At 63.8% G+C, this 23,685-nt stretch carries 30 protein-coding genes and 1 tRNA gene; 2 read left to right on the top strand and 29 right to left on the bottom strand.

Annotation, left to right across the window (positions count from 1 at the left end; translation table 11 throughout):
• From VKT51_07055 to VKT51_06960, 20 genes are all read right to left on the bottom strand, one after another.
• The coding region (locus tag VKT51_07055; protein HLJ83908.1) for a hypothetical protein at positions 1-462 on the bottom strand (462 nt) is incomplete at its 3' end.
• A complete protein-coding gene (gatA, locus tag VKT51_07050; protein ID HLJ83907.1) occupies positions 459-1,916 on the bottom strand; it encodes an Asp-tRNA(Asn)/Glu-tRNA(Gln) amidotransferase subunit GatA in 1,458 nt (485 codons plus the stop codon). The genes VKT51_07055 and gatA, both read right to left, overlap by 4 nt.
• 7 nt (positions 1,917-1,923) lie before the next feature.
• Positions 1,924-2,211, bottom strand: a complete 288-nt coding sequence (gatC, locus tag VKT51_07045; GenBank protein HLJ83906.1) for an Asp-tRNA(Asn)/Glu-tRNA(Gln) amidotransferase subunit GatC — start codon at positions 2,209-2,211, stop codon at positions 1,924-1,926.
• Between the two features lie 98 nt (positions 2,212-2,309).
• Entirely contained in the window at positions 2,310-3,659 is a 1,350-nt protein-coding gene (gene rlmD / locus VKT51_07040) for a 23S rRNA (uracil(1939)-C(5))-methyltransferase RlmD (protein HLJ83905.1), read from the bottom strand.
• A complete protein-coding gene (locus VKT51_07035; GenBank protein HLJ83904.1) occupies positions 3,637-3,819 on the bottom strand; it encodes a hypothetical protein in 183 nt (60 codons plus the stop codon). Before VKT51_07035 ends, rlmD begins: the two co-directional genes overlap by 23 nt.
• A gap of 30 nt (positions 3,820-3,849) precedes the next feature.
• On the bottom strand, positions 3,850-4,080 hold the full coding sequence (locus VKT51_07030; protein ID HLJ83903.1) for a hypothetical protein: 231 nt from the start codon (positions 4,078-4,080) through the stop codon (positions 3,850-3,852).
• Entirely contained in the window at positions 4,080-5,207 is a 1,128-nt protein-coding gene (locus VKT51_07025) for a hypothetical protein (GenBank protein ID HLJ83902.1), read from the bottom strand. The genes VKT51_07030 and VKT51_07025 overlap by 1 nt, the downstream gene beginning before the upstream one ends.
• Positions 5,204-5,560, bottom strand: coding sequence for a hypothetical protein (locus VKT51_07020; protein HLJ83901.1), 357 nt, complete (start codon positions 5,558-5,560; stop codon positions 5,204-5,206). Before VKT51_07020 ends, VKT51_07025 begins: the two co-directional genes overlap by 4 nt.
• Positions 5,557-6,831, bottom strand: coding sequence for an adenylosuccinate synthase (locus VKT51_07015; protein ID HLJ83900.1), 1,275 nt, complete (start codon positions 6,829-6,831; stop codon positions 5,557-5,559). The genes VKT51_07020 and VKT51_07015 overlap by 4 nt, the downstream gene beginning before the upstream one ends.
• Positions 6,832-6,856: 25 nt before the next feature.
• Positions 6,857-8,185 carry a glycoside hydrolase family 125 protein gene (locus VKT51_07010; protein HLJ83899.1) on the bottom strand — a complete coding sequence of 443 codons (1,329 nt, stop codon included), beginning with the start codon at positions 8,183-8,185 and terminating at the stop codon, positions 6,857-6,859.
• Between the two features lie 119 nt (positions 8,186-8,304).
• Positions 8,305-9,489 carry an ATP-binding protein gene (locus tag VKT51_07005; protein ID HLJ83898.1) on the bottom strand — a complete coding sequence of 395 codons (1,185 nt, stop codon included), beginning with the start codon at positions 9,487-9,489 and terminating at the stop codon, positions 8,305-8,307.
• A 4-nt stretch (positions 9,490-9,493) separates the two neighbouring features.
• Complete coding sequence (locus VKT51_07000; protein HLJ83897.1) at positions 9,494-10,225, bottom strand: response regulator transcription factor; 732 nt, start codon at positions 10,223-10,225, stop codon at positions 9,494-9,496.
• Positions 10,226-10,227: 2 nt separating this feature from the next.
• Complete coding sequence (locus tag VKT51_06995) at positions 10,228-11,013, bottom strand: polyphenol oxidase family protein (protein ID HLJ83896.1); 786 nt, start codon at positions 11,011-11,013, stop codon at positions 10,228-10,230.
• The gene (locus VKT51_06990; protein HLJ83895.1) at positions 11,010-11,519 is read right to left on the bottom strand and encodes a regulatory protein RecX; all 510 of its coding nucleotides are present in this window, start codon (positions 11,517-11,519) and stop codon (positions 11,010-11,012) included. The genes VKT51_06995 and VKT51_06990 overlap by 4 nt, the downstream gene beginning before the upstream one ends.
• 6 nt (positions 11,520-11,525) lie before the next feature.
• Positions 11,526-12,566, bottom strand: coding sequence for a recombinase RecA (recA, locus tag VKT51_06985; protein ID HLJ83894.1), 1,041 nt, complete (start codon positions 12,564-12,566; stop codon positions 11,526-11,528).
• 12 nt (positions 12,567-12,578) lie between these two features.
• Complete coding sequence (ftsY, locus tag VKT51_06980; GenBank protein HLJ83893.1) at positions 12,579-13,484, bottom strand: signal recognition particle-docking protein FtsY; 906 nt, start codon at positions 13,482-13,484, stop codon at positions 12,579-12,581.
• A 51-nt stretch (positions 13,485-13,535) separates the two neighbouring features.
• Complete coding sequence (locus VKT51_06975; GenBank protein HLJ83892.1) at positions 13,536-14,360, bottom strand: FliA/WhiG family RNA polymerase sigma factor; 825 nt, start codon at positions 14,358-14,360, stop codon at positions 13,536-13,538.
• The gene (locus tag VKT51_06970; GenBank protein HLJ83891.1) at positions 14,357-14,620 is read right to left on the bottom strand and encodes a MerR family transcriptional regulator; all 264 of its coding nucleotides are present in this window, start codon (positions 14,618-14,620) and stop codon (positions 14,357-14,359) included. The genes VKT51_06975 and VKT51_06970 overlap by 4 nt, the downstream gene beginning before the upstream one ends.
• Positions 14,621-14,810: 190 nt before the next feature.
• The gene (locus VKT51_06965; GenBank protein ID HLJ83890.1) at positions 14,811-15,377 is read right to left on the bottom strand and encodes an FHA domain-containing protein; all 567 of its coding nucleotides are present in this window, start codon (positions 15,375-15,377) and stop codon (positions 14,811-14,813) included.
• 129 nt (positions 15,378-15,506) lie between these two features.
• On the bottom strand, positions 15,507-16,529 hold the full coding sequence (locus VKT51_06960; protein ID HLJ83889.1) for an ABC transporter permease: 1,023 nt from the start codon (positions 16,527-16,529) through the stop codon (positions 15,507-15,509).
• A 186-nt stretch (positions 16,530-16,715) separates the two neighbouring features.
• Between VKT51_06960 and VKT51_06955 the strand changes: the two genes are divergently transcribed.
• The gene (locus VKT51_06955) at positions 16,716-18,812 is read left to right on the top strand and encodes a sodium-translocating pyrophosphatase (protein HLJ83888.1); all 2,097 of its coding nucleotides are present in this window, start codon (positions 16,716-16,718) and stop codon (positions 18,810-18,812) included.
• A 142-nt stretch (positions 18,813-18,954) separates the two neighbouring features.
• Positions 18,955-19,725 carry a M48 family metalloprotease gene (locus VKT51_06950; protein ID HLJ83887.1) on the top strand — a complete coding sequence of 257 codons (771 nt, stop codon included), beginning with the start codon at positions 18,955-18,957 and terminating at the stop codon, positions 19,723-19,725.
• Positions 19,726-19,872: 147 nt separating this feature from the next.
• Here VKT51_06950 and rplL read toward each other — a convergent pair whose 3' ends face one another.
• The 9 genes from rplL to tuf all read right to left on the bottom strand — a co-directional run.
• Entirely contained in the window at positions 19,873-20,253 is a 381-nt protein-coding gene (gene rplL, locus VKT51_06945) for a 50S ribosomal protein L7/L12 (GenBank protein ID HLJ83886.1), read from the bottom strand.
• 60 nt (positions 20,254-20,313) lie between these two features.
• Positions 20,314-20,841 carry a 50S ribosomal protein L10 gene (gene rplJ / locus VKT51_06940; GenBank protein HLJ83885.1) on the bottom strand — a complete coding sequence of 176 codons (528 nt, stop codon included), beginning with the start codon at positions 20,839-20,841 and terminating at the stop codon, positions 20,314-20,316.
• 235 nt (positions 20,842-21,076) lie between these two features.
• A complete protein-coding gene (gene rplA, locus VKT51_06935) occupies positions 21,077-21,784 on the bottom strand; it encodes a 50S ribosomal protein L1 (protein HLJ83884.1) in 708 nt (235 codons plus the stop codon).
• 132 nt (positions 21,785-21,916) lie between these two features.
• A complete protein-coding gene (gene rplK, locus VKT51_06930; GenBank protein HLJ83883.1) occupies positions 21,917-22,339 on the bottom strand; it encodes a 50S ribosomal protein L11 in 423 nt (140 codons plus the stop codon).
• A gap of 3 nt (positions 22,340-22,342) precedes the next feature.
• Positions 22,343-22,951 carry a transcription termination/antitermination protein NusG gene (nusG, locus tag VKT51_06925; protein ID HLJ83882.1) on the bottom strand — a complete coding sequence of 203 codons (609 nt, stop codon included), beginning with the start codon at positions 22,949-22,951 and terminating at the stop codon, positions 22,343-22,345.
• A 5-nt stretch (positions 22,952-22,956) separates the two neighbouring features.
• Positions 22,957-23,211, bottom strand: coding sequence for a preprotein translocase subunit SecE (secE, locus tag VKT51_06920; GenBank protein HLJ83881.1), 255 nt, complete (start codon positions 23,209-23,211; stop codon positions 22,957-22,959).
• A gap of 41 nt (positions 23,212-23,252) precedes the next feature.
• Positions 23,253-23,325, bottom strand: a tRNA-Trp gene (locus VKT51_06915).
• Positions 23,326-23,388: 63 nt separating this feature from the next.
• Positions 23,389-23,553 carry a 50S ribosomal protein L33 gene (gene rpmG / locus VKT51_06910; protein HLJ83880.1) on the bottom strand — a complete coding sequence of 55 codons (165 nt, stop codon included), beginning with the start codon at positions 23,551-23,553 and terminating at the stop codon, positions 23,389-23,391.
• Position 23,554: 1 nt separating this feature from the next.
• Positions 23,555-23,685, bottom strand: a 131-nt coding sequence (gene tuf, locus VKT51_06905) for an elongation factor Tu (GenBank protein HLJ83879.1), incomplete at its 5' end; no start/stop codon positions are given.

The raw sequence follows: 23,685 nt of genomic DNA, 5'->3' as shown, positions 1-23,685 counted from the left end.
CGACTTCGCCACGTCCTCCTCCAGATGAATGCGCGTGAGCTTCACCGCCTTCCCCGGATGCGCGATGCTCTTCTGCGCATCCTTCGGATAGGCGAAATCGTGCAGCGGCACCGCGCCGCCCGCGCAAATTGGCCGGTCGAACTGCGTGATCTGGTAGTTCTTCGGCATGTCCGGATAGAAGTAGTTCTTGCGATCGAATTTTGAGAACGGCGCGACGTCGCAACCGAGCGCAAAGCCGGCCTTGCACAGATACTCCACCGCCACGCGGTTGATGACGGGCAGCGAGCCGGGCATGCCGAGACAGACCGGGCACACCCACGTGTTCGGCTCGGCGCCGAACTCGTTGCGGCAGCCGCAGAACATCTTGCTCTTGGTCTTGAGCTCGACGTGCACTTCCAAGCCGATCACCGGCTCGAAATCGTGCGCTTCTGCTTCAGTGACGGTTGTCGAGCTGTTCTTCACGCTGCGCCCACTTTGGGCGCGCGCGCCCACGCAAAACGCGTGCTCTGCTCGTAGGCGTGCGCAACGCCCAACATTCGCCCTTCTTCGAAGGCCGGCGCGGCGATCTGCAACCCGACCGGCAATCCATCCACATAGCCGGCCGGTACCGACATCGCGGCGATGCCGGCAAGGCTCATCGGAATCGTGAAGTAGTCCATGAGATACATGGCAACAGGGTCCGACTTGGCGCCAAGCGCGAACGGCGGACACGAGACCGCCGGACACGCGATGACGTCGCACGCCGCAAACGCGGTATCGAAATCTTGTTTCATCAGCGTGCGCACTTTCTGCGCGCGCACGTAGTAGGCGTCATAATACCCCGAGCAGAGCGCATACGTGCCGAGAACGATTCGACGCTTCACTTCCGGCCCAAAACCCGCGGCTCTCGTGCGTTCGAACATCTGATAGACGTCGCCGTCGCCATCCACGCGGACGCCGTATCGCGCGCCGTCGTAGCGCGCGAGATTCGAAGAGCACTCCGCCGGAGCGATGAGATAGTACGTCGCGAGCCCATACTTGGCGTGCGGCAGCGAGACCTCGACCAGTTCTGCGCCGAGGCGGACAAGCGACGCGTACGCTTCCTTATACAGCGCGCTCATCGCGGCGTCTCCCCCGATGCTGCTCTCGAACTCACGCACGATCCCGATCTTGACGCCTTTGAGGTCCTCGCGCAACGCGTCGGCGTAGTGCGGCACGGGCACGTCCACGCTCGTCGAGTCCATCGGGTCGTGACCGGCGATGGCTTCGAGCACGATAGCGGCATCGCGCACGTCCGCGGTCATCGGGCCCGCTTGATCCAACGACGACGCAAACGCTATCATCCCGTAGCGGCTGACGCGGCCGTAGGTCGGCTTGACGCCGACGATGTTGCAGAACGACGCAGGCTCGCGGATCGATCCGCCGGTGTCGGTCCCAACCGCGATCGGCACGCCGCGCGCTCCCACGGTGCTAGCGCTTCCGCCGGACGAGCCGCCGGGCACGCGCGACGGATCCCAGGGATTGCGTGTGGGATGGAAGCCGGAATTCTCGCACGACGAGCCCATCGCGAACTCATCCATGTTCGTCTTGCCGATCATGACCGCGCCGGCCGCTTCAAGTTTGGCGACGACCGTGGCGGAATAGGGCGGCACGAAATTGGCGAGGATCTTCGAACCGCTGGTCGTGCGCACGCCTTGCGTGCAGAACAGATCTTTGATCGCCACCGGCACTCCGGCAAGCGTTCCACAATCTTCGCCGCGGGCGATGCGTGCGTCGATCTCGGCGGCGCGAGCCAGCGCGTACTCCGGTGTGAGGGTGAGATAGGCGCGCAGTTCCGGCTCGGATGCGGCAACGGCATCGATGGAGCGCTTCGCCACCTCAAGAGCGGATGTCTCGCGACGTGCTATGCGATCGCGAATCTCGTGACCGGTCAGCATGCTCCGATCATTCCAGGATGCGCGGCACTTTGAAGTACGGGCCGCTCGTTTCCGGCGCGTTCGCGAGCGCGGCCGCGCGATCCAGACAGTCGCGGATCATGTCGTCGCGCATGACGTTCATGATCGGGATGACTTGGGCGGTCGCGGAGACGTGGGTGACATCGAGCGCCTGCAATTCCTCGATGTAATCGAAGAGCTTGGCGAACTGCGCCGTGAAGGCAGCAGACTCATCGTCGGTCAGCGCGATGCGCGCCAGCTTGGCGACGTGCGCGATATCGATTGGTACGTCGGTCATACGCCTCCGCCTTTAGGCGGACCATAAAGGTCCGCCCTACATACCGGACCGCAAAGGTCCGCCCTACATACCGGACCTCAAAGGTCCGCCGCGTGTTGTTATCTCGTGAATTCGGCAAGAACCTCGACATGCCCCGTATGCGGAAACATATCGTACGGCGTGACCTTACCGAGGGTGAAGCCGCCGGATGAAAGCGCCTTGGCATCGCGCGCAAGGGTCGCCGGATTGCACGAGACGTAGAGCAACCGACCCACGCCTGACGCTGCTAACGCGGCCAGCACTTCCGGTTCGCAGCCTTTCCGCGGCGGATCGAGAATCGCCGCGTCAGCGCCCGCGAGGAGCGTGGCGCCGCGCTCGGCCTTGAGCGCGTCGGCGACGGTAGCGCATTCAAATGCCGAACGGGTCAAACCGTTCTCGGCAGCGTTGGCCGCTGCTTCGCCCACGGCGAGCGCAAACGACTCCACCCCGGTGGTTGCCATTCCATGCATACCGGCGATGACGCTGAACGTCCCCACTCCGCAGTAGAGGTCGACGATGCGATTCGCACCCGCGAGCCGCGCGAGCATCTCCCGCGCGATGAGCTCGAGTACGGCCGTGTTGATCTGAAAGAACGATGCGATGCCGAACGAGAACGTCGCGCCGGCCACGCGTTCGCGCACGACGGGGCTTCCCCACAGCACTGCCGACCGCCGCCCGAAGACGGCGTTCTCGCCGGCCAAATCCCACGTCATGACGATGCCGGTGAGTTGGGGCAGCCGCCGGCGCAGCTCTTCCGTGTGCGCGCCGAGCCTGCGATTCGCGCTCGGGCCGGTAAATGCGACGACGAGCTCATCGCCGGTCGCGCTTGCGCGCGCGATGATGTGCGTCGCGCCTTCACACACAGCGGGCACCTCCGACGCGAACCGCACAAGCGATTTGACGGCGGCGTCAAGACGCGGCAGCAGCACGGGGCACTCTTCAATTGCGACGAGCCGATGCGATCGCGCCTCGAAGAATCCAAGCCGCATCGCACCTTTATGGTAGCGGCAGACGAGCGTGACCTTATTGCGGTAACCGGTGCGCCCATCACCCGTACCCGAAACGGTTGGCGCGATTTCGACGTCCGGCAGGTCGCCGATGCGCATGAGCGCGTCGCGAACGAGCCGGCGTTTCCATTCGCGCTCGGCTTCGTCGCGCAAATGCAGGGTCTGACAACCGCCGCAACGTGGGAACACGGCACAACCGGCGTCAACGCGATCTGGTGATCGCTCTTCGATTTCGGTGACGTGACCGCTGCGATAATTGCGCTTGACCGCATCGATGGCGACGCGAACGCGTTCACCAGGCAGCCCACCTGTGACGAAGGTGACGACTCCGTCGGCGCGCCCGACCCCTTGGCCGTTCTCGAGAAGATCGTCGAGAAGGATCGAGCCGTCGGCGGGCGCTCTAGGCGCGCCGCTGATCGTCAAGCGTATGGAGCAGTTGATCGGCTTCGTCGATCAACGCTCGGATCCGGTCGCGCGTGGGATCGCATTCGTCGAGCGACGTGAGCGTGCGGACGAGCAAGTACGTGCCAACCGCCGATGCGAGGAAAGCTATCGTCCAGACGAACGGGTAGAGACGCCTCATGCGCGCGCGGTATCCCACATATCCGATAGGTTAGACGGTGGCCTCGATGTGTCCCGCCGTTGCGTCGCTCGCGGCGTTAGGTACTTGGTACCGTGCGAGCAAGCACATCGCGTGCGGCCCTGCGGCGAAGACCGTTCGGCTGCCGTCGATGTCGATGACGTAGACGGTCGCGTGCTGTCCGAGCGGCCGCGCTGCCGCAACATCGATCTGCGCGAGCGGCCGGCGGCGAAGCCGCTCGAAAAAGTGCCTCAACGCTTTCATCAGAGCGGCTCCGTCATCCAGGCGGGCACGATGAAGCTGAGGTCGGCGGCCGAGCCTGCGACTTCGAGCTCGATGTTCGCCGCTACGCATCGGGCACGCGCCAACTGCGCGTCGGGGGCGAGATGGACGATGCGCTGCGGAACCCCGGTCAGTCGCGGCAATCGGTCGGCAACTTCGCGGATCAACTGGCGCAGCGCGGCTTCGGCCGCCGCGAGAACGACCGGACCAGACTCAGCCGCTTCGGGTGCGGCAACGCCCGCGACGCCGGACGCTAGGGCCACGACCGCGGCGCTCGGCGCCGAGAGCACGAGCGCGCCTCCCGGTCCGCCGGCCGTGAGTGCAAGGCGCAGCGCGGCCGGCGGCAATTGCGCATCGTCGATTTCGTGAACCGTCGGCCGGCCCGATGACACCGCGCATCGCAACGCACCCTGCAATGTCGAACACGCCGCGGTCAGCGCCGCGCCGACGCGTTCGCTCCGTGTCCGTTCGTCCGTTTCGAGAGGCGCTTCGGCGGGCGCGCGAGCACGAAACGATTCATCCTTGGTCTCGATCGCTTCGACTCCCGATGCCGACGCGACGCCGGCGCGCCACGCAAAGGTGTCTGCTCCGACGGCGCACATGCCGAAGATCTGCGCGTCGTGCTGCCACACATCGTCTGCGATCCGAACCGACAGCGGCGGAGCGAATGATGCGATCGCGCTGATCTCCGCGAGAAAGATCGCCGCAACGCGCGCGGCGAGTTCTTCGCAGCGCTTTGCGTTTTTCGGCCGTTCCGCCGCACCGTTTCCGCCCAGCATGGCGTCCGCGAAACTCCACACCAACCGGACATCGAATTCGACCCACCATCGAGTCGCGCCGATATCCGCCGCATACACCACGATATCGCGTGGGCGAGCACCGCTCGCCCGCACGTCGCTCGATACTCGGACTGGCCTGTTCAGGTATGTCGCGACCGCCTGGGTGAGCGCGCGACCGAACGCTTCGGTCGCCGCGGCGGCGCTCAAGTCTGCGCGGACGGCATCGATATCGTGCGGCGTTCCGCGCGTTCGCGCGCGCGAAGATTCCGGTGTGAAATGCGCAAGCGACGAGGCAAATCGTTGGGCGGCATCTTCGTCCATGCGGCTCATCGCGGACCGGCTCCGGTCTGACGCGCGCGAAGGCGCTCGAGTCCTGTGCGGAGACGCGCCCACGGGAGCAGCGCGGCGGCAGCCCGCGCTTGCTCGCCGTCGGCTTCTCGCGCTTCAGCTGCCAGCATCTCGTCCACTGCGTGGACGACCGCATCGCGTGCCGCGGCGATGGAACACGAGAACGCGCAGTGCGATCGACCGGCCGCAAAACTTCGCAGGCGACCGGCCGATTCGCCTCGCACGAGCCGCTGCTGTGCTGCGACGCGACCACTCCGGAGCGCCGCAGAGCTGAGCCGCGCCCGGACGCGACGCTCCATCGCCTTGACGGTCTCCAGGGTGCGCTGCGCGCTCACGCGCCTGCGGCTTGCACTGGGATTCGCGCGCCGCGCTCGACGATCTGGCTTCGCTCCGGTCCGACGGAGATAAGGGTGACCGGAATCCCGCATGCTCTTTCGACGAATTCCACATACGATCGCGCATGCGCCGGAAGATCGCCGAACGTTCGTGTATTCACCGTGGGCTCTTTCCAACCGGGCAAAGACTGGAAGCGCGGCTTCGCGCCGGCTGCGATCTGAAGCGGAACGGAGAGCGCCGCGTCGCCATCGTAGCCGACGCCAACCTGGATCTCGTCGAAATCGTCGAGCACGTCAAGTTTGGTAAGCGCAAGTTCGGTGATCCCATTGACGGCGACCGCATAGCGCAGGCCGACGAGATCGAGCCAGCCGCAACGGCGCGCCCGTCCGGTGACGACGCCGACCTCGCGGCCGATGGCACGTAACCGCTCGCCGGCTTCACCCAAATCTTCGGTGGGGAACGGCCCGCTGCCGACGCGCGTGGCGTACGCCTTCGAGACACCGATCACGGACGCGATGCGAGTGGGTCCGAATCCAAGTCCGGCGCCGGCTCCGCCGGCAACCGTGACGGACGACGTGACGTACGGATACGTTCCGAGACCGACATCGAGCATGCTGCCTTGTGCACCCTCTGCAAGCACCGTCTTGCCGTGGTCGAGGGCGACATTGATCATGCTCACCGTGTCGCAGACGTGCGCGAGGAGCGTGGCGGAGAGCGCCTCGAGACCGCGCCAGACCTCAGCAGGGTCGAATGCGATCCCGGCGCTGCCGAGCTCTGCGGATTTTGCAGCGATGATCGCCTTGCAGCGCGCCGGCTCGCGAAGATCGCCGGCGCGGATGCCTGTTCGTGCGACGCGATCGCCGTATGCGGGTCCGATACCGTTCCCGGTCGTGCCGAGTGCGTCTGCACCGCGGGCGGTCTCGCGCGATCTTTCGAGCGCGATGTGATACGGCATGATAAGATGCGCGAGGTCGGAGATCCAGATGCGGGATGTGTCCACGCCGGCCATGGCAAGCTTCTCGATCTCTGCCAGAAACGTCTCCGGATGGATGACGGTGCCCGGGCCGATGATGCACGCTTCACAACCGGCAACTGCGCCGCTGGGAACGATGCGCAGCTTGTAGGTCTTCTCACCGACGCGGACGGTGTGCCCGGCATTGGCGCCTCCACCGTAGCGCGCCGCGATATCGGCGCGCGTGCTCAAGAAATCGACGATGCGGCCTTTGCCCTCATCACCCCATTGAGCGCCTACGACAACGTGTACGGGCATGCCGGCGGTCCTTTCGCGTGGTCGTTCAATGACCGGCCGCAGTGGCGCGCTCGACGCGCGGCGACGCCCCGCCGAGGTCGGCTACCGGCAACGTCGCGTAGCCCATCACCCGATTGAGCACGAGCTCCGCGAACAGCGAGCACGGCCAGCCGAAATTCGATCGCGTATATCGTGCGGGTTCGTTCGGATCGAATGATTCGTGCAGCAGATGATCTCCAAGGTCCGAGTTATGCAGCTCTGCGACGACTGTGGAGACTTCCGTTGCGTCGGTCGTGGTGAGCCCTTGCATGACGAGTGCGAGCGGCCAGACGTAACCCCGCGGCGTATGCGGACTGCCGACACCGCTCGCCGCTGCTCCCGTGAAATAGTACGGATTGTCGGGCGAGAGCACGAAGCGGCGCGTGTTCTGATAGACCGCGCTCGTGGCGGGCTCGTAGCCGATGTACGGTATCGACAACAGGCTGGGCACGTTTGCGTCGTCCATCAGATCCGATTTGCCGAGCCCGTCCACTTCGTAGGCGTAGATGTATCCATACTTATCCGTATAGACGATGCCGTAGTCGTTGATGCCGGTTCGTACGCCGTCACGCACGTCGATCGCCTGCGCGCGCATCGCGTCGTCGTGCCAGACGTTTTCTTCGAGGTCGGCGAGATCGGACAGCGCGACCACTGCGAACATGTTGTCTGGGATGTTATACCCATATTCCGCCGGATCGTCCGACGGCCGGAAGCCGGTCCATATCATGCCCGTGTATCCGACGATCGCTCCGCTTCCGCCGTTAGGGAGCGAGCGGTTCGTGTAGTGGGAGAGCTGGTGATCGCGCTCCAACTCCATAACGCCGAGCGCCGACTCGTAAGCGTGCTTCGCGGAGAGTGTGAACGGCGTCGTATCGCCCGTCTGCTTCCAGTACGTCCACGCCAGCCAGATCGGATACGAGAGCGAGTCGAGTTCGAATTTCTCTTCGGCGACTTTGTAGTTCCGGTTGAACGCGTTCGCGTAGGGGTCCACCAGCAGGTCGTTGGCCTCGCGCGCGATGACGCCTTTCAGCAATGTACGGACATCGGGGTCGTCGGCGAAATAGAGATACGGCCGCACTTGCGCGCTCGCGTCGCGCAGCCACATGGCGCCGATGTCGCCCGTTATGACGTAGGCTGTGGAGTCGGGCGCATACGAGACGTCGTTTCGGATCGTGGTCAACAGGCACTGTTGATACAAGAGCCCGGTATCGGGGCTGCCGCCGTGAAAGTCGGCGGCAGCTTTTGAGATCGCGTCGAGTTCTTCAGCCTGGCCAATGGTCGGGGCCGCAGCGCATAACAATGCGACCGCGGTTGATACGGCCAACCAGATCCTCACCCGCGCTCCTCCCGCGACGGCACCGCGCGACGCTCCGTGTCTTTTAGCGGCGCATTCTTAGAAACAACGTTAGTCTGGGACTTTCAGCGCTCCTGCGGCGTGGGCGAGCGATGCTCGCCCTACTTCGGATCGCGAACGGGTAATGTGGCGATGACGCTCGCGCCGCCGCCGTTACGGCGCGGCGACGCGCGCAGCGTGCCGCCGTGCGCTTCGACGAGGAGGCGCGCGATCGACAGTCCGAGGCCGAGGTGGCCGAGCGGCCCGACCGCGAACGGCCGAGCGAAATCGCGAATCGCCTCGGCCGCGAAGCCGGCGCCGTCATCCTCGATGGCGATGCGGATCTTTCCGCCGCGGCGCGCGATGGTGGCCGTCACGCTGTGTCTCGCATGCCGCGCTGCGTTGTCCAGCACGTTGACGAGCACTTGCTGCAGCCGTTCGCGGTCCGCCGAAACCGTCGCGTCGCCGCGCCGTAGGAAATTCACCTTTCGAACGGCATGACGCGGTTCAACCGTGGCCCACCCCGCATCGGTGAGCTCACCGATGCCTACCGGCTCAGTGCGCAGGCGAAGGCTTCCGGCGCCCCACGCGCCTGCGTCGATCAAGCCTTCGACGAGCCGCGCCAGCCGGCGACCCTCCGACTCGATGATCGCGAGGTCGCGTTGCAGCGAACCCGGCGCCTTCCGGCCGCCCGCTTGCAGCCGTTCGGCGTAGCCGATGATCGCCGTCAGGGGCGTGCGCAGCTCGTGGGTCACGCTCGCGAGAAATGCTGCGCGGCGCTCCTCGATACGCGCCACAACCGCCGCGCCGCGGACGGCGAGGCGAAATTCCGCGAGTGCAGCGCCCGCGTCGGCGGGTTCCACGACCGTCCACCCCGCGCGCACCCCCGCTCCGGCCGGTATCTTGCCGCGCGCAGCTTCGTCGCGGAAAGCGGCGAGCACCGCCTGGCGCAGCCGCGTTGCCGCGACGACGAGGTCCGCATCCGGCGCCCCCGGCCGGTGGGCAACATCGATGGACCGTCCAACCAACAGTGCGGCGAACCATGCGGCATTGGGTCCGGCGGCGACCGCATCGCCTCGCCGCAGGACGCTCCCAGCCGACGCCGCGAGCGCAGCCGCAACCGCGCGTTTGCAAGCGCGCAGCGCTTTGTGACGCGCCGCGGACCGAAGCCCGTCTAGCCCCGTGATCTCGAGATAGAGCAATGGCGCCGCTCGCCGGCGCTGCGCAAGGTCGCGCAACGCGGGGATGAGTCCGCGCAGTTCAGGGATACGCGATGGCAAGTCGCGGCGCTCGGTTCTCGGGCGCATGCCGCTATCCGATTGGCGGTGCGACGAGCTTATAGCCAAGTCCGTGTATGGTGTGCAAATAGCGCGGGGCACGCGCGTCGTCGGCGATGGCACGCCTGATGCGGCGCACATGGACGTCAACGGTTCGAGGATCGCCGTCGAAATCAAATCCCCAGACGGTCTCGATCAGTTGGTCGCGCGTGAAGACGCGGCCTTCGTTGCACGTCAACAGCCACAGCACGTCGAATTCGCGCGGCTTGAGGCGCACGTGCCTGCCGCCGATAGTCACTTCGCGCTTCTGCGAATCGATCTCGATTTCGCCGACAGCGCGGCGCGCTGCCGCTTCCGGCGGCGCTGTGCCCGCGCGTCGCGATACGGCGCGGACGCGCGCGATAAGTTCGCGCGCGGAGAAAGGCTTGATGATGTAATCGTCTGCGCCGAGCTCAAGACCGACGACACGGTCGACTTCGGAGCTGCGCGCTGTGAGGAAGAGAACGGGCGCGTTCGATTCTTTACGCAGTTGCCGGCAGACTTCGAAGCCGTCGAGACCCGGCAGACCTATGTCGAGTATGACGATGTCCGGCGAGCGCCTGCGCGCGCTGCGTAGCGCGGCCAATCCATCGAGCGCGGTGTCGACCGAGTAGCCGGCGGCGTCCAGCGCATCGCGCACGAGTTCGACGATCGCCGGCTCGTCGTCGACGACGAGCGCCGTGCGCGTGGCCGGCGCTTTAGCCGCTCGATCCGAATCGCGCGCCATCGTCAAAGACCTGCTTGCGGCAGCAGCGCGAGCGCCGCCATGAGCGGGCCGCCTTTGCCGTTGCGCCGGTATGAGTGCAGCAGGTCGGCGCGGCAGCGGGTGCACGCCTCACAAATGCTGATCGTGTGCACACCTGCGCCGTGCAGCGCAGCCGCGATCGAGGCTGCGAGATCAAGGGCAACGCTATCCGATCTGTGCCGCTCGACAACCAGCGTGCTGGCGGGCTGCGTGAACCCGGGGAACTGCTCTGCGACTTCCGGCCCGACCTCGAAGCAGCAAGCCTGGAGATGCGGGCCGATCGCAGCGACAGCACACTCGGGGCGGCCGCCATGCGATGTAAGCGATCGAACGCCAGCTTCGATGATGCCGCGCCGAACGCCGCGCCACCCGGCGTGAACGAGCACAAAGACGCGCGCGAAGACATCTGCAAGCCAAACCGGCGCGCAGTCGGCGGCCATCACGACCGGAATGTCGTCGGCCGAGGAAGCGCTGACCCCGTCGGCCTCGCGCCTGCGCCCATCGCGAAGTTCTGCACCGTCGAGGACGATCGTGCCGTGCACTTGATCCACGCCGCGCAGGCGGGCGTCTGCACCGTGTGCGCGGTGCTCCACCCACGCGGCCAGTTCGGCGCGGTTTCGCGCGTTCACCGATGCCGGCGTCAGCCACATTTCGTAGCCATCCGGAAGACCGGATCCGATGATAGCTTCGCTTGTGCCGTCGGCGACAAAATGAAAGCCGCCGCCTAAATCTTCGCGCACGACCGAACGGTTCGGAACCGCGCTGCTCATTCCAGGCTCTCGATGCGGTCCGGCATGTCACCGCGACGCGCAAAACTGCGCCGCAGTGCGGAGGCGATCGCCGGCGCGCCGAAGCCGAGTCGTTCCAGACGCCGGCCGAGCTGCCCGTAACCGTCATTCGGGCGGGCCGATTCGAGCTTTGCCAAGGCCTGGTCGATACGCGCTTCATCGGAATCCTCGAGCTCCGCGATGACGGCGCGCGCGAGATCGCCGTCGACGCCGTGCCGCATCAATTCGTTCAAAAGCCGGAGCGACCCGAGCGCGCGCCGCTCGAGCAGATTCTTCAGGAGGAGTTGTGCGTATGTGCGATCATCGAGATACTTGCGGCGTTCGCATTCAGCGAGGGCCGCATCGATCGAATCCGGATTGTAGCCGCGGTCGCGCAGCTTTTGAGCGAGTTGCGCGCGGGAGAGACGCCGCACGGAAAGCAGTTTGACCGCTGCCGCGAGAGTGCCGTCGGCAGGGCGGACGCTAACCGCCGCGAGCGGGTCGTCCACGGCCGGCTATTCGCCGACGACCGCGTAGCGGGCGCTGCCGTTGTCGACGGCCGGCTGGTTCGGCTTGAGCAGCGTGGCCCTGATCTTCGTCTCGAGCTCGTCGGCGACGTCGGAGTGTTCCTCGAGATACGTCTTCGAATTTTCGCGGCCTTGTCCGATGCGCGTGTCGCCGTAGGTGTACCACGATCCGCTCTTGCCGACCAAGTTGAGCTCGAGTCCGACGTCGATGAGCGAGCCCGTCTTGCTGATGCCCTTGCCGTACATGATGTCGAAGTCGGCCACGCGGAACGGCGGCGCGACCTTGTTCTTCACGACCTTGACGCGCGTGCGGTTGCCGATGACGTCGGTGCCGGACTTGATCGTCTCCAAGCGCCGCACGTCGAGCCGGACTGAGGCATAGAACTTCAACGCGCGGCCGCCGCTCGTGGTCTCGGGGTTGCCGAACATCACGCCGACCTTCTCGCGGATCTGATTGATGAACACCATCGTGGTGCGCGATTTGCTGATGGCGGCGGTGAGCTTGCGCAACGCCTGCGACATGAGTCGGGCCTGCAGACCGACGTGGGCGTCGCCCATGTCGCCTTCGATCTCGGCCTTGGGCACGAGTGCGGCGACCGAGTCGACGACGACGATGTCGATGGCGTTGGAGCGCACGAGCATCTCGGCGATCTCGAGCGCTTGTTCACCCGTATCGGGTTGCGAGACGAGCAGATTGTCCAGATCCACGCCGAGATTGGACGAATACAACGGATCCAGCGCGTGTTCGACGTCGATGAACGCAGCCGTGCCGCCGTTTCGCTGCGCCTCCGCGATGCAGTGCAGCGCGAGCGTGGTCTTGCCTGACGACTCCGGCCCGTAGATCTCGACCACGCGGCCGCGCGGCAAGCCGCCGACTCCAAGCGCGACGTCCAAGGCGATGCTCCCCGTTGACACGACCTCGATCGCGATTGTGGTGGAAGCCTCGCCGAGCTTCATGATCGCGCCTTTGCCGAACTGCCGCTCGATCTGCGCGAGGGCGTTCTCGAGAGCTTTATCCTTTTCCGACACCAGCTGTACCCCTCAAAATAGTGCGTCCACATACGATCGAGGATCGAACGCGTTGAGTTGCTCGATCTTCTCACCAAAGCCCACGTACTTGACCGGAAGATCGACTTGGTCCATCACCGCGACGATAATCCCGCCTTTCGCTGTGCCGTCTAGTTTCGTGAGCACGACCCCGGTTACTTGCGTCGCCTCGTGAAAGAGCTTCGCCTGGGAGAGCGCATTTTGACCCGTGGTCGCGTCGAGCACCAACAAGGTCTCATGCGGTGCGCCGTCGACTTCCCGGCCGATCACGCGCCGGATCTTCTTCAATTCTTCCATTAGATTGTGTTTGGTCTGCAGCCGCCCGGCCGTGTCGATGTAGACGGTATCGATCTTGCGGGACTTCGCAGCCGCCAGGCCGTCGAAGATCACGGCTGCCGGGTCGGCCCCCTCTTTGTGGCGCACCACGTCCGCGCCCACGCGACCGCCCCAGATCGCGAGCTGCTCGGCAGCCGCCGCGCGAAACGTATCTCCCGCCACGAGGAGCACCGTTTTGCCGCTCCTGCGCTCCTGTGCCGCGAGTTTGCCGATCGTCGTCGTCTTGCCCGAGCCGTTCACCCCGATCACGAGGACGACGTGAGGTTTGGCGGCGGCGCGCAACGGCGCCATGGCCGGATGCTGCAAATACTCGGAGACGTCTTGCCTGAAGGCTTTGATGACGTCGTCGGCCGCGGTCAGGTTGCGCTGCTGGGCCGCCGTCTTGAGGTCTTCGACGATCTTGCCCGTGGTGGCGGCGCCGAAGTCCGCCCCGATGAGCGTTTCCTCGAATTCATCCCAGAATTCATCGTCGACGAGACGCCGGCCGATCAGCGCATTCCAATGACCTGCGAGCTCGCCTCGAGTCTTGGCAAGCCCCTCGCGGAAGTTTTGAAGCCACTGCACCGTGGGCGGTTTCGCCGGAAACCCCGCGGACCATTCGCGTGCGAAGAGCCGTCAGCTGGCGGTCTGCGGCTTTTTCCGGACGTACTTCTGCTTGACGTTTGGGTCGCCTTCGCGGAAACCACCCTCGACATGCATCGCCTTGAGCTTCGAACGGAGGCGGATCACCGCTTGGGCGTGGATTTGCGAAACGCGAGACTCCGAGACGTCGAGCACGCTCTTGATCTCTTTGAGCGTGAGGCCCTCGAAGTAATAGAGCGAGATCACGGTCCGCTCTTGCGGCGGCAGGCTGTCCACGGCGCTTGCGAGCGCACCCTTCATCTCCGTTGATTCGAGGATGAACGTTGGATCCGGACCACCGTCTTTGAGCGAATCGACGAGCGCGACATCGTGGCCGCGTTCGTTCGGCAGAAATTCTTCGAGCGAGAGAATCGACGTGCCGCGCACTTTGAGCAGGAGCGCGTGGTAGTCGCGCAGCGAGATGCCGAGCCCTCCGGCCACTTCTTCGTCGTCCGGCGCACGGCCGAGTTTGCCTTCAAGATCGGCGAAAACGCGCTCCATTTCGCGCGCTTTCTGCCGCACGGCTCGCGGCACCCAGTCGAGCGCGCGCAGCGCGTCGAGGATGGCGCCGTTGATGCGCGTGATCGCATACGTCTCGAACTTCACGCCCCGCGAATCGTCGTATTTGTTGATCGCGTCGATGAGGCCGAGAATTCCCTCGTTCACGAGGTCGTTGATCTCGACGTGCGCGGGAAGATTGATCGAGATCCTGCCCGCGACATACTTCACGAGGTGCAGGTACTTATGGATGATCTCTTCGCGGGTGAGCGTTGTGCCGGCGATCGTGCAGCGGTCTCGAACCGGCGTGCGCGACGTCATGACCGGCCTCGGCGTGTCGTGGCGGAACTCGGAGCGCCGTTGGGATGGAGCCGTTTGACGTCGGTGAGACGGGCGAGCGCTTCGCGTCGAAATCGATATTGGCCGCCCGGTGTCTTGATGGCGTCGACGAGTCCCTCGCGCGCCCAACGCCGGATGGCGGCTCTTGTCATGTTCAGAGCGCGCGCCACTTCACCGGACGTCATCCAGTCCTTCTGCTGACCACCGGCAAGACTTGCGCTCCCGCGCCGCACGTCCGCCACGCGCCCGCCTCCATGTAGACGCCGAAACGAGTCGCTGCATAGCCGTATCAAACGCGACCAAACAACAACCCGGTGCCGAGTCCATCATAGACTCAAGCTAAGGGCTCGCTTTCTTACGCTCGGGATATTTTCCCTTTTTGCGCAAATGACCCCATTTTCTCTTCTATCCGGAATAGCCGAAACACCGCTTTTAAGCGCTCGGCGTCGCCATCCGATACGTGCAGCGGGTCCGGCCGAACGTGACGATGTCGCCATCCTTGAGCAAGGTGACCACGTGCGGAGCAAGGCGACATGTCCCGTTCACGTAGGTACCGTTTGCGCTATCGAGGTCTTCGACCGCAAATCCGTCGTGGCGGCGCAGAATGAATGCATGACGGCGCGAGACGTAGACATCTGGATCGGCGCCTGTCAGATCGACCTCCGGAAACACGCGATCGGGCGGAGAAGCGCGGCCGATCAACGTGACATCTTTGCTCAGGGAAGCAGTTCCACCGGCGCTGCCGACGCCATCTTCGTGGATGATCAACTGCGCGACGAGCGGCGGCGATATGATTCTTCGCGTCGCGAGATCGAAGGTCTGCGCTGCTTCTGTCGGCGCCGGCAGTTCATCGCCGCATACTTTGCAAAATGTCTCGCCGGTCGAATTCCCGGCCATGCAGCGGCCGCAGACGCGGGTCGCGTGGACGTTGCGCGGCAGAGGCGCCGGCGACGACGGACGACGCCCGCCGGCGGATAACTCCATCGTGCGGTCGGTCATGGGGCTATCGTATCATGCCGACCTGCCGCCGGCCTGTGACAGACGTCATGTAGGGCGGACCTTTATGGTCCGCCGGCGGCGGATCTTTATGGTGCGCCGTCGGGCCGTAAAGGCCCGCCCTACATTCGACTACGCGTATCGGATGCGAGGATTGAGCACCGCGTAAAGCACGTCCACCACGAGATTCACCGTCACGAACGTCGCGGCGAAGAGTAGAATCGTTCCATTTATCAATGGATAGTCGCGGTTGCTGATCGCCTCAAAAGCGAGGCGTCCTACGCCCGGCCACGCAAAGATACTCTCCGTGAGCACCGCGCCGCCGAGCAGCAATCCCGTCTGCAATCCTACAATCGTCACGATCGGGATCAAGGCGTTGCGCAGCCCATGATGCACGACGACCGCGAAACTGCTGAGACCTTTTGCCCGCGCAGTACGGATGTAGTCGGTCTGCATGACCTCGAGCATGCCGGCGCGCGTCATTTTCGCGATGATCGACATCGGGATCGTTCCGAGGGTGATCGCCGGAAGTGCGAGATGGCGGATCACGTCCCCGAAAGCCGGCCAGTTCTGCGCGAGCAGCGCGTCGACGGTCATGAAATGCGTGCGCACGGGAACGTCGTAGCGCAACGAGATGCGACCGCCGATCGGCAGCAGATCCAAGTGCCACAACTTGCTCGGTTCGTACGCGATCAGCCAGAGCAGCATCCAGCCAAGCCAAAAGACCGGCACCGAGACGCCGATGAGCACGAGCACCGAGATCGCCGTGTCGATCCACGTGCGATGATTCAGCGCCGCGATGATGCCGGCCGGAACTCCCATCACGACCGCGACGACCATCGCGCAAAACGCGAGCTCCACCGTGGCGGGGAAGTACGCCGCCAATTTGCTCACAACGGGTTCGTTGTCGGCGAGCGAGACGCCGAGATTGCCGTGGAGTACTTGGCCGAGATATGCGAAGAGTTGAACGTACCAAGGCTGATCGAGACCGAGATCCCGCGTCAGTCGGATCACATCTGCATGTGACGCGTGCTCGCCGAGCAATATCTGAATGGGGTTGCCGGGGATCCAGTGCAGGAAGAGCCGGGTGAGAACGGTCGCGGTGAAGAGCACCGCCACGAAGCGTGCTGCTCGCGCGCTCAGGAATCTCGCCACGCGGATGCCGCTTCCCGCCGCTCGCGAGCGACCCTTCCGGCATAGCCTCCGTCCCACGCCGCAGGAGGCGCATGGCGGACCGCAAACTTCAACCCATTCGCGCACATACCGCGTCCGGTATGTCTTCCGCTTCATCGCCGTGCGGCGCTCGCCGCGACACCACGAAGGGCTTCACATCATCACATGATGCACCAATACTTCTCCATGGAGCAGATGGGTATCGGCTTTGCGATCATCTGCGGGCTGGCTGCGATCATCTACGGAGCTATCCTTACCTCCTGGATATTGCGCAAGTCAGACGGCAACGACAAGATGCGCGAGATCGCGGCGGCGATCCAAGAAGGCGCAATGGCCTACATGAAGCGCCAGTACAGCACCATCGCGGTGGTCGCGATCATCCTCGCGATCGTTCTCGCGATCGTCTTCCACGGCTGGGAAGCGTCAGTAGGTTTCCTCATCGGCGCGCTGCTCTCCGGATTGACCGGCTTCATCGGCATGTTCGTCGCCGTTCGCGCGAACGTGAGAACTGCGGAAGCGGCCAAAGGCGGCCTCGGCGCGGCTTTCGACGTCGCGTTCAAGGGCGGCACGATCACCGGCCTGCTGGTCGTGGGTCTCGGCATCATCGCGGTCGCCGGATACTTTTCTATCATGCATGCCGTCTACGGGGATGACCTGCGCTCCGCCCTGAACGCGATGGTCGGTCTCGGCTTCGGCTGTTCGCTCATCTCGGTGTTCGCACGTCTCGGCGGCGGCATCTACACCAAAGGCGCGGACGTCGGCGCAGACCTCGTGGGCAAAGTCGAAGCGGGCATCCCCGAAGACGATCCTCGCAATCCTGCCGTGATCGCGGACAACGTCGGCGACAACGTCGGCGATTGCGCGGGCATGGCGGCCGACCTCTTCGAGACGTATTGCGTCACCACGATCGCGACGATGCTGCTCGGCGCATTGGTCTTCTCCTCGAATCCTCAACTCGCGCTGATCTCGTCGTTGTTCCCGCTCGTCCTCGGGGGCATCTCGATCCTCGCCTCGATCGTTGGCACCCTGTTCGTCAAGGTGCGCAACAAGAACATCATGGGCGCGATGTACGTGGGCCTGGCGATCGCCGGCATCATCTCCGCCGTCGTGTTCTATTTCGTGACGAACCACATCATGCAGAACGCATCGCAGATCGACCCGCGCTTCACCGGCCTGAATCTCTGGCTGTGCTCGCTCGTGGGCCTGGTGATCACTGCGCTCATGGTCATGATCACCGAATACTTCACCGGCACGCAGTTCAAGCCGGTCCAATCGATCGCGCTCGCCTCCACGACGGGGCACGCCACGAACATCATCACCGGACTCGCGGTTTCGATGAAGGCGACGACGTGGCCGGTGCTGGTCATCGTCGTCGGCATTCTCGTGTCGTACGGATTGGCCGGACTCTACGGCGTCGCGATCGCCGTGATGTCGATGCTGTCGATGGCGGGCATCATCGTCGCGCTCGACTCTTACGGTCCTATCACGGATAACGGCGGCGGCATCGCGGAGATGGCGCACCTCGGACCGGAGATCCGCGCCATCACCGATCCGCTCGACGCGGTTGGCAACACGACCAAAGCCGTGACGAAGGGTTACGCGATCGGTTCTGCAGCGCTCGCAGCGATCGTGCTTTTCGCTTCGTTCCAGCAAGAACTCGGTGGCCTCGCCTCCTCCGCGCTCGTCTTCGCGCTCGACAAACCCTACGTGCTCGCCGGCTTGCTCATCGGCGGCGCGCTGCCGTATCTGTTCGCGGCGCTGTGCATGGAGGCGGTCGGTCAGGCCGGTAGCGCGGTGGTCGAGGAAGTGCGGAGGCAGTTCCGCGAGATCAAAGGCATCATGGACGGCACCGGAAAGCCGGAATACGGCCGTTGCGTGGACATCGTCACGTCGTCCGCTCTCAAGCAGATGCTCGTGCCGGCGCTGATCCCCGTGCTGACGCCGGTGATCATCGTGCTGCTCGGCGCGGTCGGCATCATCTCGAGCGAGAACGCCGCGCTCATGCTCGGCGGCGTCCTCGTCGGATCGATCGTGACCGGCCTCTTCGTCGCGATCTCGATGACGTCGGGCGGCGGGGCGTGGGATAATGCCAAGAAGTACATCGAAGACGGTCACTACGGCGGCAAGAAGAGTTTGGCGCATCAGGCCGCGGTCACGGGCGATACGGTGGGCGATCCGTATAAAGACACGGCTGGTCCCGCGATCAACCCGATGATCAAGGTGCTGAACATCGTCTCGCTGCTGCTCGTGCCCTTCCTCCACTGACCCTGAAGGGGCCGACGCCAGTCGGCCCCTTCAGACGTCACGGAAACTCGAGCCACCGATTTTGCGTTACTGAGATGTCATGAATACAACGTCCAGCCCCCGCGTCTCGCGCCGCTGCTTGCTCTGCGGAGCGGGCGCCTTCGTGGCGCTCGCCGCACTCGACGGCACGCTTCCTGCCGCGGCCGACGATCACTCGCAAGAGCTCCAAATCGGCGCGCAAGTCTACAATCAATTGCGCAGCCAGAATCAGATCCTCGACACGTCTAGCTACTATCCCATTCTGCGCAGCATCGGCGAAAAGATCAGCGCCGCCGCGCAGCCGCACTGGTACACGATGAACTTCATCGTCGTCAAGGGAGCGCAGGCGAACGCGTTTTCCGTGCCCGGCGGGAACATCTACGTCAACGAAGCCTTGCTGAAGAACGCCGAGAACGACGACGAACTAGCCAACGTCTTAGGCCATGAGACGGGCCATCTCGTGCTCGGACACGTCATGGACCGTCTGCACAAGGCGCAGACCGCGAACGTGATCGGCAACATCCTGAGCATATTCATCCGCAACGCGGATACGGCGACGATCGTCAACATGCTCGGCAACTACGCGTTCCTCAATTTCTCGCGCGCGCAAGAATACCAAGCCGACCACGAAGGCGTGATCCTTTCCTCCACGGCCAAATACAATCCGTGGGGCATGATCTGGTTCTTCCGCAAGTTAGAGAAACTGTACGGCGACGCCGGATTCGAACAGTACGTGCAGGATCATCCGTCTACGAACGATCGCATCGCGCGCATCGAACAGTTCTTCAAAGAGGACCCCACGCGCTTCAGCGCGTTTGCGGACCACATGACGTCGACTTCAGGCCTCGCGACCTCCAATGGATCAGACGCGAAACTGATATTGCAGACGCCGTAAGAAGCAATGAAGAAGGGGCCGACAATAAAGAAGGGGCCGACGCTAGTCGGCCCCACGTTATGTCCTCGTTGGCCGACGTACGTCGCCCCCTTCGAAATGCGGAACTTCACGGTGCCACGGCGGACCGCAAAGGCCCGCGCGACATTTCTATTTGATCTCGACCTTGGCGCCTTCGGCCTCAAGTTTTGTCTTGATCGCCTCGGCTTCGTCTTTGGTCACGCCCGTCTTGATCGGCTTGGGAGCGCCTTCGACAAGGTCCTTAGCTTCTTTCAAGCCTAGGCCGGCCACGACTTCCCGGACGACCTTGATGACGTTGATCTTCTTCTCGCCGGCCGCGGTGAGGATGACATCGAAATCGGTTTTGGCCTCTGCGGCGGGCGCGCCCGTCGCTCCGCCGCCGCCCGCGGCGGCGACTGCGACCGGCGCAGCTGCCGTCACGCCGTATTTCTCCTCGAGCGCTTTTACGAACTCGTGAAGCTCGAGGACCGGCATTTTGTCAATTCTCTCGAGCAAATCATCGTATGCCATGATGGATTTTAGATCCCTTTCCGGTCGCGATCTCCCGCGACAGTTTACGATTGTGCGAAATTAAGCGGCTGACTCAGATTTCTTGGAGTGGACGGCGCTGAGGACGTAGACGAGCCTGCGGTGATGTCCCTTCAACGCGCCGTGCAGCCTCGCGATCGGAGAGTGCAGGCTTCCAACGAGGCGCGCCATCAATTCCGGTCGCCCTGGCACCTTCGATAGTGCCTCGACCTTCGACGGATCGAAGTACGCGCCGTCTACGAGCGCTGCTTTGATGGTCAGCTTCTTCGTGTCGGACGCGAACTGCGTCAGCGCCTTTGCAGGACCGACCGGATCGGAACCCGTGAACGCGACCGCCGTCGGTCCCGCCAGCACCGATGTCAACTGCTCGCGCTTCTCCGGCCCGATCGCCAGGCCGAAGAGCGTGTTCTTCACGACTTCGTACTGCGCGTTCGCCTTGCGCAGGCTCGTGCGCAGCGTGCGCAATTCGCCGACGGTGAGACCGCGGAAGTCCGTGAAGAACACGCTCGTGCTCTGCCCGATCTTCTCGCGCAGCGCCGCGATGGCTTCATCTTTTTTTGCGGTAGGCATAAACTTTTGTCACCTCCTTGCGATAACGATGCGGGCGCCCCTCGATTGCTCGAGAAAGCGCCCGCGAAAGATCGTTTCGCTTGTCGCTCCCTCGGCAGGCTCCATCTCTGGACTTAACGGCTCGCCTTGCGGCGGGCTCGACCTGCGGTCATCGGACGACCCGCGCGGACTGACGTCAGTCCGCGCTTTGCCCGGCCGGCGTTAACCGCCGGCCGTACCAAACTTTACTGCCGGATCATGCGGCGTCCGCCGCGCTCTTCAGACGTGCGGGATCCACGCGCACGCCCGGTCCCATCGTGGATGCAACGCTGATGCTCTTCAGGTACACGCCCTTCGCCGAGGCGGGTTTGGCGCGCACGATCGCGTCCATCAGCGCTTGGAAATTGTCGATAAGATTCTCGCGCGAGAACGAAGCCTTGCCGATGATCGCGTGTACGATCGCCGCCTTGTCCGCGCGGTATTCCACTTTACCGGCTTTGATCTCGGCCACGGCCTGGCGGATGTTGTTCGTCACGGTGCCGACACGCGGATTGGGCATGCGCTGCGCGAGGATCTTGCCGAGACTCGAGCCCACGGCGCCCATCATGTCCGGCGTCGCGACCGCGATGTCGAACGCCAGCCAGCCGCCTTTGATGCGCTCGATGAGGTCTTGGTCGCCCACGACATCCGCGCCAGCTTCGGTCGCCTCTTTCGCCTTCTCGCCTTTTGCGAAGACGATCACGCTCTTGCTCTTGCCCGTGCCGTGCGGCAGCACGACCGTGCCGCGCACGTTCTGATCGCTCTTCTTCGTATCGATGCCCAGGCGGACGTGCAGCTCGACGGTCTCATCGAACTTCGCCTTAGCGGTGGCCTTGACGAGATCGATCGCGGCAGCGGCGTCGTAGGATTTGTCCGAGCCGATCGACTTGACGCTCTCGCGGTATTTCTTGCCTGGTTTCGCCATCTTCTTCTCCTGTGGTGCAAGCGGCCTGACGGCCTCCCACGATCTGGCGGACCATAAAGGTCCGCCCTACGTGCGGCGGACCGTAAAGGTCCGCCCTACATGCGGCGGACCGTGAAGGTCCGCCCTACATTGTTAGCCTACCTCGACGCCCATCTGGCGCGCGGTGCCTGCGATGATCTTCATCGCGGCGTCGATGTCGTTCGCGTTGAGATCGGTCATTTTCGCCTTCGCGATCTCGCGGCACTGGTCGAGCGTGAGCTTGCCCACCTTCTTACGGTTGGGCTCGCCCGAGCCTTTCTCAATACCGGCCGCCTTCTTGATGAGTTCGGACGCGGGCGGCGTCTTGAGGATGAACGTGAACGATCGATCTTCGAAAACGGTGATGACGGCCGGGATGACCTGCCCCGCCTGGCTCGCCGTGCGTTCGTTGTACGTCTTGCAGAACTCCATGATGTTGATGCCGTGCTGGCCAAGCGCCGGACCGACGGGCGGCGCAGGCGTGGCCTTTCCGGCTATGCACTGGAGCGTCACTTTCGCGATGATCTTCTTTGCCACGATCTATACCTTTTCAACTTGATAGAATTCGAGTTCGACCGGAGTCTCGCGGCCGAAGATCGAGATGAGCGCGCGCAAGCGTTCCTTCTGCGCGTCGATCTCGTCCACGGTGCCGGTGAAATCGAAGAACGGCCCGGACGTGACCTTGACGCGATCGCCGCGCTTGAAGTCGATCATCAGCTTCGGCGTCTCGATGCCCATCTGCTTGAGGATCGTCTTGACTTCTTTTTCGGCCAGCGGCAGCGGCTTCTCGCCGGCGCCCGGCGAGCCGACGAATCCCGTCACACCCTGCGTGTTGCGCACGACATACCACGACGCATCGGTCATCTTCATCTCGACGAGCACGTAGCCGGGATAGACCTTCTTCTCGACTTCGCGCCGCTTGCCGTCTTTGAACTCGACCTCTTTGTCCATCGGCACGAGCACTCGATAGACGAAGTCTTGCATGTTCATGGACTTGATGCGGCGTTCGAGATTCGCCTTGACCTTGTTCTCGTAACCGGAGTACGTGTGGATGACGTACCACTTCCGGTCCGGATCTACGGGAGCGGCTGCATCTGCGCCGTCCGCGGTGAGCGCGGCGGCCTGGGTGTCGTCGACGTCTTCGATCATGGCGGTTACTGCGACCCGAATATCTTGGAAGCTATGGCGGAGATCAGCGACGTCCAGAGCGCGACCAGCACGACCAAGCCCACGGTCAACATCGTAGCCGATACCCATTCATCTCTGCTCGGCCAGGTGACGCGCTTCATCTCGGAGACGATGGAACGTACGCCCGCTTGCGCATTTTTCCAACGGCGCTGCGCGTCCGCGGAACGTTGTTCCGCGAGCTTCTCTTTCTCTTTGCCTTTATCGCCGTCGACCAATTTCACAATGCTTCCTTAGATACCGGATTCCGTACGCGTGAGTCGTGCAGGGCGGACAGGACTCGAACCTGCAACAACCGGTTTTGGAGACCGGGACTCTACCAGTTGAGCTACCGCCCTCTGTGAGGCGGACCTTTACGGTCCGCCTTGGCAAGCGATGCTTGCCCTACTACCAAACGATCCTTATCGTGTTTCCTTATGCGCCGTGTGACAGTGGCACCACTTGCAGTACTTCTTCAACTCCAGGCGCGCAGACGTGTGCTGGCGATTCTTCATCGAGGTGTAGTTGCGGCGTTTGCAGTCTCCGCAGGCGAGCGTGATGATGACGCGATTTTCTTTTTTCGCCATCTTACTCGATCACCTTAGTGACGACGCCGGCGCCCACCGTGCGGCCGCCCTCGCGGATCGCAAAGCGAAGACCCTCTTCGCACGCGATCGGCGTGATCAGCTCCACCGTCATGCGCACGTTGTCGCCCGGCA

The organism is Candidatus Eremiobacteraceae bacterium (genome assembly GCA_035295225.1).
In the GTDB taxonomy this organism is placed as follows: domain Bacteria; phylum Vulcanimicrobiota; class Vulcanimicrobiia; order Eremiobacterales; family Eremiobacteraceae; genus JABCYQ01.
This window is presented reverse-complemented; position numbering and strand designations above follow the sequence as displayed.

Coding starts and splice junctions, on each gene's coding strand:
- gatA (HLJ83907.1), bottom strand. CDS start 1,916: ATGCTGACCGGTCACGAGATTCGCGATCGCATAGCACGTCGCGAGACA.
- gatC (HLJ83906.1), bottom strand. CDS start 2,211: ATGACCGACGTACCAATCGATATCGCGCACGTCGCCAAGCTGGCGCGC.
- VKT51_07035 (HLJ83904.1), bottom strand. CDS start 3,819: ATGAGGCGTCTCTACCCGTTCGTCTGGACGATAGCTTTCCTCGCATCG.
- VKT51_07030 (HLJ83903.1), bottom strand. CDS start 4,080: ATGAAAGCGTTGAGGCACTTTTTCGAGCGGCTTCGCCGCCGGCCGCTC.
- VKT51_07025 (HLJ83902.1), bottom strand. CDS start 5,207: ATGAGCCGCATGGACGAAGATGCCGCCCAACGATTTGCCTCGTCGCTT.
- VKT51_07015 (HLJ83900.1), bottom strand. CDS start 6,831: ATGCCCGTACACGTTGTCGTAGGCGCTCAATGGGGTGATGAGGGCAAA.
- VKT51_07005 (HLJ83898.1), bottom strand. CDS start 9,489: ATGCGCCCGAGAACCGAGCGCCGCGACTTGCCATCGCGTATCCCTGAA.
- VKT51_07000 (HLJ83897.1), bottom strand. CDS start 10,225: ATGGCGCGCGATTCGGATCGAGCGGCTAAAGCGCCGGCCACGCGCACG.
- VKT51_06995 (HLJ83896.1), bottom strand. CDS start 11,013: ATGAGCAGCGCGGTTCCGAACCGTTCGGTCGTGCGCGAAGATTTAGGC.
- VKT51_06975 (HLJ83892.1), bottom strand. CDS start 14,360: ATGACGTCGCGCACGCCGGTTCGAGACCGCTGCACGATCGCCGGCACA.
- VKT51_06965 (HLJ83890.1), bottom strand. CDS start 15,377: ATGACCGACCGCACGATGGAGTTATCCGCCGGCGGGCGTCGTCCGTCG.
- VKT51_06955 (HLJ83888.1), top strand. CDS start 16,716: ATGCACCAATACTTCTCCATGGAGCAGATGGGTATCGGCTTTGCGATC.
- rplL (HLJ83886.1), bottom strand. CDS start 20,253: ATGGCATACGATGATTTGCTCGAGAGAATTGACAAAATGCCGGTCCTC.
- rplJ (HLJ83885.1), bottom strand. CDS start 20,841: ATGCCTACCGCAAAAAAAGATGAAGCCATCGCGGCGCTGCGCGAGAAG.
- rplA (HLJ83884.1), bottom strand. CDS start 21,784: ATGGCGAAACCAGGCAAGAAATACCGCGAGAGCGTCAAGTCGATCGGC.
- nusG (HLJ83882.1), bottom strand. CDS start 22,951: ATGATCGAAGACGTCGACGACACCCAGGCCGCCGCGCTCACCGCGGAC.
- rpmG (HLJ83880.1), bottom strand. CDS start 23,553: ATGGCGAAAAAAGAAAATCGCGTCATCATCACGCTCGCCTGCGGAGAC.